Origin of the sequence: Algoriphagus confluentis (genome assembly GCF_036245625.1) — a bacterium.
GTDB classification, from domain to species: domain Bacteria; phylum Bacteroidota; class Bacteroidia; order Cytophagales; family Cyclobacteriaceae; genus Algoriphagus; species Algoriphagus confluentis.
Genome location: NZ_BTPD01000024.1, coordinates 15,270 through 30,842, shown reverse-complemented (window position 1 = coordinate 30,842; position 15,573 = coordinate 15,270). Strand labels below are relative to the sequence as shown.

The following is a 15,573-nucleotide window of genomic DNA, read 5'->3' as shown; positions in this document are numbered from 1 at the left end:
CGCTAGCGTTCATCCTGAGCCAGGATCAAACTCTCCATTGTAAATTGTCTTAGTCTATTTCAACCGATGCCTAAAACATAGACATCAGCACGACTCGCTCATCAGATTTTTTTCGCCTTACATCACTTCAATGAACTTGTTTCTTGCCTTTGCAAGAACTGGTTGAGACCCTTGTCTCAAAAGCGAGTGCAAATATCGGGTTTTGTTTTTGATTTCAAAAACCGAAAACTCAATTTTTTCAAAAATTTTTACTCTCGCTTCTTGTGTGATTGAGACATCTTCTCAAACGGGAGTGCAAACATAGAGGAGTGATTCAGAATACGCAAACGTTTTGGAAATAAATTTCCTCAATACTGCCTAGTAGAACCATTTCTACTTCAAAATCAGCTCCTTTTATTTTTCACCAAAGGCACTGTGCTACACGGCTCACCAAACATCAGGCTCTTTGCTCTGCCTTGTAGAAGTGAAATCAATCTTCCATAGGCAAAAAGTGGAATAGATATTTTTGAACAACCCTTTATGACGACGGGGCGATCTTGAAACCTTTCCAAGTCCAGCCCTGAAAGAGAAAGCTCAGCAATATGCTGCTCTAGCTGAGAAATATCCCCGACTACATATCCATTTGCAACCCCCTCCAAATAGGTGCAAACAAGCATAAAAGACCATGTAGGTACAATTGCATCCACTGTACAAGTCACTGCTACCCATTTGTTGGCATACACAGACCAATCTAGGGCCTTCAATTGCTCTCTAAAATCCTTCTCCTTTAAAATCAATTCCTGAAACAAGAAAGGCTTTAAATCAAAAATGATTCTTTCTTCTTGAGGATAGAATTCTTCCATATCCAAAGAAATGATCGGACTGGCGGCAACTCTATTAATAATCTCACTCATAAATTCAACAAGGGATTTTTCTTGGACTGAAGTGCCTTAAACTCCTTTAGATAATTGGGAACAAAGTAGGCTAAATCTACCGACTCACTTTTTAACCATTTGGCATAGGCCAACTGTCCAAGGTGCCGGGCAGAAAAGCGTATTGATTCCAGAATGCGGACATTAGGATGATGGACCACCGTCTTGAGCTTATCCAGAGCATCACCCATAAAATAAACCCTGCCTTTTTCCAAAAAGTTCTCAAAAGAATCTTCTCTTAAAACTTCTGACCCTAGTGGAACCAAGGAGTTCAATCCAGAGTCAAACACCTCATAATAGACTTCCATTCTTCTCGCATCCATGACTGGCAAGATCAACTCCCCAGATTTGACAGGTACAGCCGAAGCTAAAGCCTGAAGCGTATTTACACCAATCAGCGGCTTGTCCAATCCAAAAGACAAACCTTTGGCTGTGGACACTCCAATCCTCAAGCCTGTGTAGGACCCCGGACCTTCCGAAACAGCCAAAGCATCCAAATCTGAATACGCTAGCCCTGAATCCGCCAGCACCTGCTCAATCAGGAGCATAAGCTGCTGGGCATGGGCCCCTTGCTGGTTCACTTCTGCCACGGAAATTAATTCTCCACGGGAATGAATCGCTACAGAACAGACTGAGGTGGCAGTTTCTATGGAAAGAATAGTTGCCATTTTACTTCTTGGAAGAAGCCAATACTGAGCCCACTTTTCTGGGGGAATCAAAGTAAGTCTTCGCCATGGCAATGGCTGGATCATCTTCAAGGCCTGCTGCAATCATCCCTTCCTGAAAATAATACCGGGAAACAATTTCCTCCCTCAGAATTTTTCTGATCTCGCTTTGATGGGAGTTCAAATCATTCTCTTTGCTGTGATTGACTTTGTTTTTGATGGCATCAAGCTGACCCTGAATTTCCTTGAAATATTCCTCCTTTTCCAGGTATTCCTCCAAGTCCTTCAGGGATTTTTCAGTATAAGTAGTATAGTCGTAATCCTTTCCTACCAAAAACTTCTTGAAGTCCTCGTAATCCTGATCGGACAACTGAAATTCATTAGGAGCAGGGATCTTAGGATGAGCATAGAAATACTGTGTAGCAAAGTCGAATACATGATTTCCCGCTACCAAGGTGTAGGAAATGGGAGCGTAGCGAACTTCCTCCACGCTTTCGTCCGGTTCAATGCCTGCACCGTCAAGAACGATCCGACCGTTCGCCGTACGGAATTCTTTTCTCAAAGAATCCGGAACCGTGGTCAATGACCCATTTTCCCTACTTTGAGTATAGTCTATAGCTTGAATACATCTCCCACTTGGAATATAGTATTTTGCGGTAGTGATTTTTGCTTGGGCATTGTAGGTCAAAGGAATGGTAGTCTGAACCAGCCCCTTCCCAAAAGATCGTCTTCCCAATAAAACAGCCCGGTCGTAATCCTGGAGGGCGCCTGCCACAATTTCGGCAGCAGAAGCACTTCTTTCATTGATCAACACTACTAATGGAATATCCTTATCCACAGGAGTTTTTGTGGTTTTGTAAGTAAAATTCACATTCTGAAGTTTGCCGATTGTCTTCACCACTTCCTTCCCCTTTGGAATGAACAGGTTGACAATCTCCACCGCTTCATTCAAAAGCCCGCCTGGATTGTCTCTGACATCCAAAATGAGTCTGCTAATTCCTTGGGATTTGAGGTCCACCAGCGCATTTCGTACTTCAGCGGAAGCGTTGGTCGTGAAATCACTCAACTTGATGTAGCCTGTTTTTTCATCGAGTTTTCCATAATACGGGACATTCTTAAGAGAAATTTTCTTTCGAATCAAGGAAAATTCCAAGGTATCCTGATCCCTTTTCACAACTACCTTAACCGGCGTATTGGCAGGACCTTTGAGCAATTCAGATACTTGGGACGTTGGCTTGGAGGCTACATCCACACTGTCAATTTTCAATATCATATCTGCAATCCTGAGCCCTGTACTTTGGGCAGGAAAGCCTGTATAGGGCATCAAAATCATATTTCCACCTCCTCTGTTGCCAATCAAGGCGCCAATTCCTCCATATTCTCCGGTAGTAAGCATTCTGAAATCATCAGACTCTTCTTCAGGAATATATTCTGTATAGGGGTCCAATTCTTCCAGCATAGCACTGATACCTACTGAAACCAACTGGTCAGGATCAATCTCATCGACGTAATAGGAATCCAATTCCCGGATGAGGGTGGCAAAAATGTCAATATTCTTGGCCAAGGCGAAAAGCTTGTCATTCTTTACTTGAAACGCCAAGGTCATGGACAGAACAAGGATGACGAAACCTCCTATGAAAAAGGACTTTCTTGAATTAGTGTTCATCAGTATTGGATTTTGGGGATATTTCCTTTTGTAACTTTTCCAAAGAAGCAATCATTTTGGACTCCAGTTCAGAATAGTTGATTTCAGGACTGCTAACAAATATAAAGCCGAGCACCATCCCTACAGGGGATAATTTATGCTTATTTAACCTGTAAGCCTCTCTGATTTTCCTTTTTACCCGATTTCTATCGACAGCCTTCTTGAGTTTTTTCTTCGAAACAGAAATCAGGATCTGATTTACCTCTCCCTCTTTCTTCTCTTTGTTAAGGAAAACAACTTTGAAAGGGTACAAAAAAAAAGAGGAACCTTCGTTAAAAAGTTCCTTGATTTGTTTGTCGGCATGAAGCCGTTCGCTTTTGGGTAGTCTTAAATTCATCGCAGGGACTTGAATCGTATGTGAACATACGAAAATCAATGCAGAGAATTATTTCTTCAGCGTCTTTTCGTCAGACACAGTCAACTTATGTCTGCCTTTTGCTCTTCTGGCTCTCAATACTCTTCTACCATTTGCAGTAGCCATTCTTTCTCTGAAGCCATGTTTGTTTTTTCTTTTTCTGCGAGAAGGCTGGAATGTTCTTTTCATGATCGAATATCTTTATATCTGTTGCTCTCAGGATTTCCTTTTCAGTATTTCCCCCAAAAAGGACTGCAAAGATATGTACCATTTTTTGAATTGCAAACTAGGCCTCTACATTTGTTTTGAATATCAAGGACAAACTCATGATTGAATTTCAATTTTCCTGCACTAATCCTGCTTCTCAACTTGTAGAGATCCAGATGACTTTTGATCCTCTTCCCGATCAAAAAACCCGTCTGCAGCTACCTGCATGGCGTGCAGGAAGGTATCAGCTGGCTGATTACGCCCAAAACATCAAAGGATTTAAGGTCATTGATCACAAGAATAATCCTGTCCCTTTTAAAAAAATCAATAAAAACACCTGGGAAATTGATCCAGTCCAACCTGCTTCTCTGACTGTATCCTATTCCTATTGGGCTGGAAAAATGGACGCCGGAAATTCTTGGGCAGACGACGAGCAGGTTTATTTGAATTTTGTCAACTGTTGCTTTGAGGTTTTGGGACAAAGTGACGCAGAGATTCAGGTATCGTGGAACTTCCCTTTTCTACCACAGCAAGTCTGTACCCTATTGGATGTGAATGGGGCAGAAGGAAAGGCTTCTAACTTCCAAATGCTCGCTGATTCTACGTTAGTAGCGGCAAAAACCATATCCCACTGGACCTATTCCTCAGAAAGCACCCTATTTCATATTTGGATCAATGGAAGGGTATTTTTTGACCAGGCCCTTTTCATGAAGTCCTTCCAAGCCTTCTCCCAAAAACTAATTCATGATTTTGGGGAATTTCCTGAAAAAGAGTACCATTTCATCCTCCAATTGCTTCCCTACCCTCATTACCATGGAGTAGAACACCGAAGAGGCACCGTCATCACCTTTGGTCCTGCAGAAAGCCTCAAAGAATCTCAGCAAATGGAGGAATTGCTAGGTGTCAGCTGCCATGAGCTGTACCATGCCTGGAATGTATGCAGAATTCGTCCCGTGGAACTTTTACCATACCGATTCGGCAGTGAAACATACACCGAAGCAGGTCTAGTCCTGGAAGGTGTTACTACCTATATGGGAGACCTTTATCTGCTCAAATCCAAAGTTTATTCTTTGGAAACGTATTTAAGACATTTTGGAAAAGTCATTCAAAGGGAGGCCGATTCCTTCGGATGGAGGAATTACACCATACTCGAGTCCTCTTTTGACCTTTGGCTGGATGGCTATCAGTCCGGGATTCCTGACAGAAAAGTAAACATTTACACCCGCGGAGCTATTTTGGCTTTTTGTCTGGACTTGATGCTTCTGGAATGTGGGTCTTCGCTTTCAGAAGTCATGAAAGCAATGTGGGAGGAATTTGGAAAACCCTTCAAAGGGTATCGCCTGGAGGATTTTAAAAACAAAGTCGGACAGGCAATGAGCTCCAAAGGTATGCTGACCGACTTTTTTTCAGATTATGTGGAAGGGCACCAAGATCTTTTTCCTTTCCTTGAACAAAAGCTAAGTCTTTTAGGAATAAACCTCCAACCCTCTTTTCAGGATAATTTTCTTCTTCATCAGGCAGGAGTCAGGACTTCCTCCACTGGAAAAGTGCTTCAAATCCATCCTGAATCCCATGCCTATAATTGGGTTATGACAAACGACCAAATAGAAGAAGATTTCCTAATTACCCCGGAGACTTTAAAACTGAAAATCAACCGAAACAACCGAATTCTGGAAGTGGAATTGGAGGTGACAAACAATCAATTTTTCCCGATTTATGGTCTTGTTTTAACCAGGCAAACGGAGCTTTTCCAGAAATGGAGTAAATAAAAAAACCTCCTTCAAAACCAGAGTTTGAAGGAGGTTTTTAATCAAAAGTTTGCTTTATTGAAAGTCTGAGTCCGTCAAGGCTGTATTGAATTCAATGGATTTTATTTTTGCCTCCATAGGCACTGGAAGCATGGGATTTTTGATGGTCATAGTCATGGGGAACTTGATCCCATCGACTTCCTGGTAGTCTGAATAGGTGATCTCTCCCGTGGCATCGCTGCTGGTTCTTACTTTAAAGCCAGTAGCCACGGAGTAGTACTCTTTAGTCAGGATACCTATGGGTGCTGTGATATCCAATACATGGACATCTTCTCCATCAATTTGCTCCACCCCTACATAAGCCAAGGTAAATCCCATTTCTTCGTACCGCTCCTCAGGAAAGACAAAAGTCTGGGGTTTCAACATTGCGGCGGTTTCATCAGGAAGCTCCTGAACTTGTCCTCCGGCTATCACTTGAGCTTTCCCGTTTACAAACATGGTTTTCTGCAGGACATTACCTCCCATGGAGGTGGTCTGGATCATTCGGCTGTTTTCTGCATCTGCAATGGAGCTCAGTTCCAAGACTTGTCCTTGAATATTAGCTTCCATGACCAGTTTGGCATTCTTAATGGCATTAACTTTATCCTTTCCTCCTACAGCTTTGATATAATTTGCAATCACTGTAGCAGGGTCGTTTTCAATAATTGCTACTTCTGAGGAATTTTCTGGATTTCCAAAAGCCAAAACATTTGAAAAAGAGGCTAAGCCCAAAGCTGCCGAGAAGAATAAATACTTGATTTTCATAAAGAGTTGATTTTTTTGTGAAAAATAGAAAAAGGAAAGGCGAAAACCGCCTTTCCCTTTGATTATTTAATATCCTCGTCCGTCACCGGCACATTGAGTTCCATGCTGGTAACTTTTGCCTCAAGGGGAACAGGAATCATAGGTGACTTGATCGTCCAGGTCATGGGGAGCAATACTCCTTCTTTTTCCTGATAATCGGAATAGAAAGTATCTCCTGAGGCTGGATTTTCATACTTGATTTTCAAACCGGAATCCTGTGCATAATAGTTGGTCAACTTTGCCCCGCTAGGAGCAGCAATGATTACTTTGTAGGCAGGAGTACCGTCTACGTCTTTTAGTCCATCAAGTGTCAGTGTGTAGCCGTTTTTCTCGTAAACCGCCTCCGGGAACAAGTAGGAGTTGAGCTTGGCTTCGGCCAATTGCTCCGCATTCATGGCGATGGATTGTCCTTGGACTTCCATGGATCCGCTACCTTCAGAAAGTGTGGTTTTTTGCATTACATTTCCTGCCACAGAGGTCTTCTGACCGTATCTGCCACCTTGGGAGTCATAGACGAAGGCAATAGACAAAGCAGTCCCCATCACATTGGCATCCATTGAAATCTTTGCCGTCTGAATAGCCAGCACTTTTTCTTTTCCACCGATGGCATTGAGGTAATTTTCGATCACCTGCTCAGCAGTCATGGAGGCATCTGCTTCCAGCTTTTTGGCAGGCTGTCCCATATTGTCGTATTCGATGACTTCACCAAACTGTGCCAGTTTTTCCTTGATTTCGGATCCATTTCCTACTGTGGTGATGATAAACTTATCCGGATCGATCAAGCGCTTCGCAGTGGCATTGATGTCCTCCACAGTGTAGGAATTCAACTTTTGGAGGTAAGTAGCATAGTAGTCTTTCGGTAAGTTGAATCGCTCAATGTTCAATGCAAAGTTGGCAACAGTAGAAGGCTGCTCCAGGGATCGACCGAAACTGCCGGAGAGCTCCGCCTTGGCTTTATCCAATTCCTCTTGAGTGACCCCGTTTTCTACCAGATTTCTGATTTCGTAGATGAACTCATAAACTGCCGAATCGGTCACTTCGGTACGGACGGATGCATTGGCTGAAATCGTCGCTACCAATTTGTCTGCACCGATGGAAGAATAGGCACCATAGGTATAGCCTTTGTCTTCACGGAGATTCATGAACAATCGGGATGCAGAACCTCCCCCCAAAATCTGATTCAGAAGTCGGCTGGAAATGTAATCCGGATCGCCAACTTTCATTTCTACAGGCTGGGTCACATTGATGACCGACTGCACAGAGGAGCTTCTATCCACGAGGGCTACAGCCTGCTTAGCAGCTCGCTCAGGCATAGGATAAGTGAAAGTAGGGACATTTCCCTGTTGCCACTTTCCAAAATATTGATTGACCACCTTCTCAGCTTCCGCCTTGGTCATGTCGCCCACAATAGCCAAGTAGGCAATATTTGGCTTAAAGTAGGTCTGGTAGTAAGCTTTGATATCGGCTACTTCAAGATTATTAATTGTTGCCTCAGACTCAGTCTCCCCATAAGGGTGGTTTGGTCCATACAAAACTGCTCTGGACAGTCTTCCAGAGATGGCATTTGGATTGTCCTTGCTTTGAGCCAGTCCAGTGAGGGTCTGCTTCTTCAACTTATCCAATTCTTCCTGAGGAAAGACCGGGTTGTAAAGGATATCTGCCATCAGCTCCAAGGTTTTGTCCTGATGCTTTTTCAAAGAAGAAGCAAACATAGAAGTGGAAGAAGCACCAATGCTGGCCCCGATAAAATCAATATCTTCATCCAACTGATCCTTGGTTCTATTGGTGGTCCCTCCCATCATCATATCTCCTACAAATCCGGTCAGTCCCGCCTTATTTCTTTCCAAAATTGGATCTCTTTCCAAGACCAAAGTGAAAGATACCCGAGGAAGTTTATTGTTGTTGACCACGAAGACCTTGAGTCCATTGGGAAGGGAAAAGGTTTCTGCATCCTTGATTTGGATTTCTGGTGCAGGACCGGATGCAGGTAATTGACTTCTGTCTACCTGGGCAAACGCCGTGACAGCAGAGATCAGACTCAATACAAATACTATTGCTATTTTTTTCATTTCTTCAGATGATTGATAAGGTGAAACAATTATTCAGTAGTGGGTTGGGCAGATTTAGGAAGGTAATAAAGCACCACACGCCCCTTGAGGTCAAGGTACTGCTTGGCTACGCGCTGGATATCCGCTTTGGTCACCTGAGAATATTTATCCATCACCTGATTGATATAATTGGTATCGCCGTAGATCACTTTGGCTTCTGCAAGGTTTTCGGCCACACCTGCAACGGTTGAGTTTCCGCTTACAATGGCATTTTCCATTTGGTTTTTCAGCTTTTCAAATTCCTGATCTGAGATCCCTTGCTCTTGAACTTGCTGAATCAATTTATCCACTTCAGCTTCCAAATCCTGTGGCTCCACGCCCATGTTGGTGATTCCATACATGATGAAGATCCCTCCGTCTTCCAATTCCAAAGGAATAGCAGCTAAGGCCAATGCTTTCTGCTGCTTGTCTACCAATTCCTTGGTCATCAAAGAGGAATTGCCTCCGGTCAGATAGGTAGAAAGCATAGAAAGTGCGTAGCTGTCGGGGTGATTTCTGGGAGGCAAGTTGTAAGCCTGAATCACTGCCGGAATCTGAATATTGTCATAAATGATATCCCTGATTTCAGCCGTTTTCTTAGGCTCGATCACATTTGGTCGATAAATTTCCTTAGTTCCTTTCGGAATCTCCGAGAAATACTTTCTCACCAAATCTTCGGTAGTCTTGTAATCGATGTCACCTGCTATGGTCAGCGTGGCATTGTTTGGCACATAGAAGTCTTTGTAAAACTGCTGGAATTCCTCAATCGTAGCTGCATTCAAGTGATCCATAGAACCAATAGGAGCCCACTGATAAGGGTGAACGGAATACGCGCGAACCAAAGTCTCGGGAAGAATAGTCCCGTAGGGTTGATTTTCGTAGCGCTGTCTTCTTTCCTCTTTCACTACCTCACGCTGGGTCTCTACTCCGGTAATATCCACCTTGGAGTGAAGCATTCGCTCACTTTCCATATATAGGGCAAGCTCCAATTCATTGGAGGGAAGCAACTCATAGTAGTAGGTAATATCATTGGAGGTGTAGGCGTTCAATGTTCCTCCACGGCTTTGGATGATGTTCATGTATTGTCCCCGGTCGATATTTTCCGAACCTTCAAACATCAGGTGCTCAAAGAAGTGGGCAAAGCCTGTTCTTTCCGGGTTTTCATTTTTGGAGCCTACATGATACAAAACAGAAGTAACCACGATAGGGGTGGTATTATCCTGATGCATGATGACATGCAAGCCATTATCCAAGGTGAATTCCTTGAACTCAATTTTGTTTTGGGCAAAAGAAGAGAGCGAAATCACTCCCATCAGTAGCCCGAGTAGGGTAGTTTTCTTCATGACAAAAAGACTGAATAGGGTTTCTAGTTGGAATATTACTGAATTAATTGATTTTTGTTTGAGCAACTCATCTACATTAAGATGAGGAGTGGGCAATTTTCACTTCTTTTTGAAAAAAAGGAGTGATAAATCCATCGATGAGGAAAAAGACGGACAAGCGAAGAGGTTGCCTTTTGGGGACAACCTCTGCAGAAATTACGGATTTAATCTCGCTAAAATGTCTTTTGCCTGATGCCACTGCAGCCTAGGCCCAAACTGGCTTACGATCTGAGAACTTGCCATGGAGGCCAACTTCCCACTGGAAGCATAGGAATGCCCATTGGTGATTCCGTATAGGAAGGCTCCGGCGAACATATCTCCTGCCCCATTGCTATCGATCGCTGTGGTTTTGTACGGTTCGATATCGATGAAGGTATCCCCATCAAAAATCATCGCCCCGTTTTTCCCTTGGGTAATGACAAAATGCTTAGCCGCTTTTTTCATCTCCTCCCGGGCATCCATTAAGTTGTCTTTGCCAGTGTAGAGCATCGCCTCCTCTTCGTTTGCAAACAGCAAATCCACACTTGGACCGATCACATCGTCAAAATTGGACTTGAAATATTTCACCATCGCCGGATCGGAGAAAGTCAAAGCCACCTTAGTGCCTGCTTCCTCGGCCACTTTTTTGGCATGAAGCATAGCCTCTTTCCCATTGGGAGAAGTAACCAAATACCCTTCGATAAATAAGTATTTGGAATCTTTTATCGCTGATTCATGGATGTCTTTGACTGAAAAGTTTTGGGTAATCCCCAGAAAGGTATTCATGGTTCGTTCTGAATCCTGGGTTACCATCACCAAACACTTTCCTGTCACTCCATTTTCCAACCGTTCTGGAACCAAGGCAATATCCACTCCGGAATCATTCAAATCCTGAAGGTAAAAATGGCCGAACTCGTCATTAGCCACGCGAAAGCAGTAAAAGGATTTTCCTCCAAACTGACTTACTGCAACTATGGTATTGGCTGCCGATCCTCCCGCCTGTTTTTTAGCTTCTTCGGTGTTGATCACCCCCATGAGAGAGTTTTGGCGCTCCTCATCTACTAGCGTCATTAGGCCTTTTTCGACCCCGTTTTCCAAAAAGAACTGATCAGTCACTTTAAACTCAATATCTACCAGGGCATTACCGATGCCAGTCACGTCGTATTTATTCATTTTTTAATAGTTGGAAAGTTGTAATGTTTAAAGGTTGTAAAGTTGGTTCACTTCATTATTCGAAATTCAGCATCCCATATTCGATATTAAAACCTCAAGCCCTAAAGATATCAATTGAAGTTCTCATAAGCCTCGTAAATCGTACTTCCTAAATCGTCAATCAAAGATAGGGTGTCTCTCAAACGGCTTTTCCCGATCAAATAAGTACCTGTAGGTATGGTGCGTCTTGTAGATCGTCGCCAAAAGCTGCTCGCATACCCGCATCATCTTGGGATTGAAGTCACCGATCCAGTTCATCTCGATGGTTTTATAGGGGAAGGTGGATTTACCGCTCATCTTGTCATAGCTGATGATCATGGCACTTTCCACCCCTTTTCCCTGATGCTCCGGCACTACACCGAATACCAATCCGAGCATTTTATTGGGTGGAAAGAAGGTCTTGTACCACAGAAACTTCAGCTTCCCGATCAGGTCCATTTTTCCATTCACATGCTTGAAAATCTGATTGATTTCTGGGATTTGGATAAAAAAGCCTACCGGTTCCCCTTTGTAAAAGGCAAAGTAAATCAACCTCGGATCGATGATGGGTTTCATTTTACCAAACATCAATTGGGCTTCTTTTAAGGCAATTGATTTACCCATGTGGCGAGCCCAAGCCTTATTGTAAACCGTCATAAAGTATTCCGGAGCCTTTTCCTGAAGTTCTTTGCCCTGAATATATCGGAAGGAATACTCCGGGTTAGCAATAATCGCATTGGCCCGCTGAATCATCTTTTCATCAAAGCCCAAATCCTGCACCGGCCGCATGTAGGTGTATTGCTTGAAGTAGAGTTTGAATCCATAATCCTCGAAAAACTTCTGGTAGTATCCAAAGTTCCATGGCATGTTGTAATTCGGCTCGGAAAACCCATCCACGAGCAAACCCCACCACTTGTCCCGCTCCCCGAAATTGATTGGGCCGTCCATGGCCTCCATCCCTTCCCTTTGGAGCCATTCTTTGGCTACATCAAAAAGCTTGAATGCAGCCTCCTGATTATTGATACATTCGAAGAAACCCACACCTCCAGTTGGCTGCTTTTCTTTCATCTTGGTGTTGATAAAAGCGGCAATTCGGCCGATGGTTTGTCCTTTGTCATTCTGAAGAAGCCATCGCTTGGCTTTGGCTCCGTTTCGGAAAAGCTTATTAGTTTCAGGGTGAAAAAGTCCCTCGATGTCTTTATCAAGCGGCCGGATCCAGTATTTCTCATTTTGGTAAAGCCTCACCGCCATTTCGATAAATTCTTTTTGATGGGTAGGAGTGGTGACTTCGATCAGCTTCATTCGGGTGATTTTAGATCGGCTAAATTAGGAGATCGGTGGGAAAGGGCAAAAATTAAGTACACCGCAACAACTTATATCTTCGTAAGTCGATCTTAATTATCCAACTTCTCGGCTTTTTTTAAGAACATCTAGCCATTTTACAAAAAATGCCACCCGAAACAGGTGGCATTTTTTCTTTTGATTTATTTGAAGTTACATCAGAATTTATAGGGATTCGGACTTGTGAACTGCATTAAAAACTCCAAATCGTTGGTTGATGTTGGTTCTGATGGGTTTTTCCTCCGAAAATGATCCACCTTATTCATAGAAGGGGTTTTAATAGTATACCCTAATTGGGATACGGTGGAACTTCCAGAGTCAAGAATCTCTTCTCCAAGCGATTCACCATTAAATCCAAAATATCTCCAAGTACCTACCTTTTCCCCTGAGCTATACGAACCCCTACTCGCTATTACAGTACTTTTGGGATAGTACGTGTACCAAACTCCAGTTCGGACTCCTTTGGTATACCGCCCATTTTCCAGCAAATACCCTTCACGGTCGTAAACAAGTCTTTTCCCAGTTCCATTGACCAATTTGCCTGCATCCAAGAGTCTACCGTCTTTCGTTTTGAACTCCCCGAAAGAAACTAAACGATCTTCTATGAACTGTTCTTCCTGAAAAACAAACCCCGTTTCATCTACAACCTTCCAAACTCCGTCTTTTCTTCCCTCCTTATATTCACCCACTCGGTAAAAACCCTGCACATCCTTAACTTGCTCTTTCCATATTCCAACTTTAATTCCTGCTAGGAATTCGCCTTTACTGATCAGTTCGCCCAGATTGTCAAAATTTTCCCAACTTCCGTTAAGTTCACCTTTTGCAAAAGCACCAATAATTTCCGGCTGACCATCTTCATGGAATCGCATGTATGATCCGTTTTCTTGATCATTCTGGTATTCGACTGATTTTTGAAGATTCCCATCTGGAAAAAAGGCCTTATAGGTTCCGTGAAGCAGGTTTTTAGAATAACTGTATTCGGATTTTTTGGTGCCATTCTTGTAATACGAATTCCATTCCCCTTCTTTCAAGCCATCTTGGTAACTACCGGAAAGAAGAACATCACCAGTTAAATTGAATTCAAAAAACTCTCCATTGAGCTTCCCATTTGAAAAATTAACCAACTTCTTGATTTGGCCATTGGCGTAAAACTCCTCCATCAATCCATCAGGAAGATTATCTTTGAACGTAACCTGAAAGACCGGCTTCGATAAGTCAAACGTCTCCTCTACTTCCACTCCTCTTACCGCATCCAAACTCGCTTGCGGAGCACTGAGCTCATTTACCCGCTTATAAATTTTCCAGGTTCCGGACTTCTTCCCTTCTTCAATTGGACCAATACCAATCAGGTTGGTATTTCCAAAATAGAAGTATACCTGACTATCATTTTCAGGTGCATTCTGAGTAAGGCTCAGTCCAAGCAGGATAATCAATAACGTTTTCATAACCATTGATTTAGTGGATTTTAGAAGAAAACCTTGTGCTTTCTCATCCTCCTAACGGCCTGATCTTCTAAAAGTTTAGATATAATTTTTTTATGAAAAAGGAAAGGAAAAGTTATGTCTATTCCGAAAAATAACCAGAAGTGTAAAAGCTTGGGTGATTGAATTCAGAAATAGTATTCCATCAAAAAAATGCTGCTTCCAGGGAAGCAGCATCACATTAATTTTCAACCGTCGCATACAGATCAAACTCCGTCGCATCAAAAACTTTCGCTTGGACAAAGTCTCCCACTCGGCAGTAAAACTTGGAAGCATCGATCAGCACTTCATTATCGACTTCGACTGAGTCAAATTCAGTTCGGCCGACAAAGTATCCGCCTTCTTTTTTATCAATCAGAACTTTGTAGGTTTTCCCGATTCTCTCTTGATTGAGGTCGTAGCTGATTTGCTCCTGCACCTCCATCAGGTGATTGGCCCGGTTCTGCTTTTCTTCCTGAGAAAGTTTGTCTTCCATCGAGAAAGCATGGGTATTTTCCTCATGGGAATAAGTAAACACACCCAATCGCTCAAATTTCATCCGCTCCACAAAGTCAACCATCTCCTGGAATTCCTTTTCACCTTCTCCTGGATGCCCAGCTATCAGTGTCGTTCGAATTGCAATTTCAGGAATCATCTCCCGAATGCTGTGGATCAATTCTTCCTGCTTCTCACGGGTAGTACCTCTTCGCATCGTTTTCAAAACTGAGGTAGAGCCATGCTGCAAGGGAATGTCTAAGTATTTACAGATGTTCGGACGATCTTTCATGACTTGGATCACATCCATAGGGAAACCTGTTGGATACGCATAATGCAGTCGAATCCAACCAATCCCTTCCACATCCGCCAATCGATCCATTAACTCTGCCAAGTTTCTTTTTTTATACAAGTCCAAACCGTAATAGGTGGAATCCTGCGCAATCAAAAGAAGTTCCTTGGTTCCATTGGCGGCCTTGTGCTGGGCTTCTTTCACCAATTCCTCAATGGGTCGCGAAATATGACCACCTCGCATCAAAGGAATGGCGCAGAAAGAACACGGACGATCACAACCTTCTGAAATCTTCATGTAGGCATAATGAGCTGAGTGCGTCAACAAACGCTCTCCAACCAACTCGTGCTTGTAGTCAGCCTTGAATTTCTTTAATATCGCCGGTAAATCCCGCGTTCCAAAAAATGCATCCACCTGTGGGATTTCCTTTTCCAAATCGTCTTTGTAGCGTTGAGAAAGACAGCCGGTCACGTACACCTTGTCTACCAAGCCCTGCTCTTTGGCATCCACATATTGAAGAATCGTATCGATCGACTCCTGCTTGGCATTGTCGATAAATCCGCAAGTATTGATGATGATGATGTTGTGGTCATCGGAGTTGGACTCATGGCTGGCGTTGATGCCGTTACCTCTGAGTTGGGTCAGTAGGACTTCGGAATCCACCAGGTTTTTGGAGCAACCCATAGTGATGATATTGACCTTGTCTTTCTTTAATGTTCTCGCTTTCACAGAATTCGCTTCGATTTGGGAGGGCAAAGGTAATTAAAAAAGGGTTGAAAAGGTTGTAAGGTTCAAAAGTTGTAAAGTTAGTCCCACTCACCTTACAACTTTTCCACTTTGAAACTTTCTCACTTCTCCTCTTAACACTTTGATAAAACAAGCTTAACGCAGGTCTTCGTATTGGGGAGAATC

13 protein-coding genes are annotated in these 15,573 nt (G+C 43.1%); 1 reads left to right on the top strand and 12 read right to left on the bottom strand.

The genetic code is table 11. The features are described from left to right. Positions 1-383 precede the first annotated feature (383 nt). From AAA943_RS21510 to rpmH, 5 genes are read right to left on the bottom strand one after another with little or no spacing between them, the layout of a single operon-like run. On the bottom strand, positions 384-893 hold the full coding sequence (locus tag AAA943_RS21510; protein ID WP_338226469.1) for a DUF2480 family protein: 510 nt from the start codon (positions 891-893) through the stop codon (positions 384-386). Next, positions 890-1,579 (bottom strand): tRNA (adenosine(37)-N6)-threonylcarbamoyltransferase complex dimerization subunit type 1 TsaB, encoded by a 690-nt coding sequence (gene tsaB / locus AAA943_RS21505; protein WP_338226468.1) that lies wholly within the window; start codon positions 1,577-1,579, stop codon positions 890-892. Before tsaB ends, AAA943_RS21510 begins: the two co-directional genes overlap by 4 nt. Position 1,580: 1 nt before the next feature. Further along, entirely contained in the window at positions 1,581-3,242 is a 1,662-nt protein-coding gene (locus AAA943_RS21500; RefSeq protein WP_420915623.1) for a S41 family peptidase, read from the bottom strand. Further along, complete coding sequence (gene rnpA, locus AAA943_RS21495; protein ID WP_338226466.1) at positions 3,232-3,618, bottom strand: ribonuclease P protein component; 387 nt, start codon at positions 3,616-3,618, stop codon at positions 3,232-3,234. The genes AAA943_RS21500 and rnpA overlap by 11 nt, the downstream gene beginning before the upstream one ends. A 48-nt stretch (positions 3,619-3,666) precedes the next feature. Continuing rightward, on the bottom strand, positions 3,667-3,825 hold the full coding sequence (gene rpmH, locus AAA943_RS21490) for a 50S ribosomal protein L34 (RefSeq protein WP_082792274.1): 159 nt from the start codon (positions 3,823-3,825) through the stop codon (positions 3,667-3,669). Between the two features lie 137 nt (positions 3,826-3,962). Between rpmH and AAA943_RS21485 the strand changes: the two genes are divergently transcribed. Further along, positions 3,963-5,612 carry a M61 family metallopeptidase gene (locus AAA943_RS21485; RefSeq protein ID WP_338226465.1) on the top strand — a complete coding sequence of 550 codons (1,650 nt, stop codon included), beginning with the start codon at positions 3,963-3,965 and terminating at the stop codon, positions 5,610-5,612. A 54-nt stretch (positions 5,613-5,666) separates the two neighbouring features. Here the strand turns inward: AAA943_RS21485 and AAA943_RS21480 are convergent, their stop codons facing one another. The 7 genes from AAA943_RS21480 to rimO form a co-directional block, all read right to left on the bottom strand. After that, the gene (locus AAA943_RS21480; protein WP_338226464.1) at positions 5,667-6,395 is read right to left on the bottom strand and encodes a LolA-like protein; all 729 of its coding nucleotides are present in this window, start codon (positions 6,393-6,395) and stop codon (positions 5,667-5,669) included. Positions 6,396-6,457: 62 nt separating this feature from the next. Further along, complete coding sequence (locus tag AAA943_RS21475) at positions 6,458-8,503, bottom strand: M16 family metallopeptidase (protein WP_338226462.1); 2,046 nt, start codon at positions 8,501-8,503, stop codon at positions 6,458-6,460. Between the two features lie 29 nt (positions 8,504-8,532). Next, positions 8,533-9,864 carry a M16 family metallopeptidase gene (locus tag AAA943_RS21470; RefSeq protein WP_338226460.1) on the bottom strand — a complete coding sequence of 444 codons (1,332 nt, stop codon included), beginning with the start codon at positions 9,862-9,864 and terminating at the stop codon, positions 8,533-8,535. A 195-nt stretch (positions 9,865-10,059) separates the two neighbouring features. Further along, positions 10,060-11,055, bottom strand: a complete 996-nt coding sequence (locus AAA943_RS21465; protein WP_338226459.1) for an adenosine kinase — start codon at positions 11,053-11,055, stop codon at positions 10,060-10,062. Positions 11,056-11,211: 156 nt separating this feature from the next. After that, positions 11,212-12,375: a hypothetical protein gene (locus tag AAA943_RS21460; RefSeq protein ID WP_338226458.1), complete on the bottom strand. Its 1,164-nt coding sequence runs from the start codon at positions 12,373-12,375 to the stop codon at positions 11,212-11,214. Positions 12,376-12,572: 197 nt separating this feature from the next. After that, positions 12,573-13,859, bottom strand: a complete 1,287-nt coding sequence (locus tag AAA943_RS21455) for a toxin-antitoxin system YwqK family antitoxin (protein ID WP_338226455.1) — start codon at positions 13,857-13,859, stop codon at positions 12,573-12,575. Positions 13,860-14,076: 217 nt separating this feature from the next. Next, positions 14,077-15,390, bottom strand: coding sequence for a 30S ribosomal protein S12 methylthiotransferase RimO (gene rimO, locus AAA943_RS21450; protein ID WP_338226454.1), 1,314 nt, complete (start codon positions 15,388-15,390; stop codon positions 14,077-14,079). Positions 15,391-15,573: the final 183 nt, after the last annotated feature.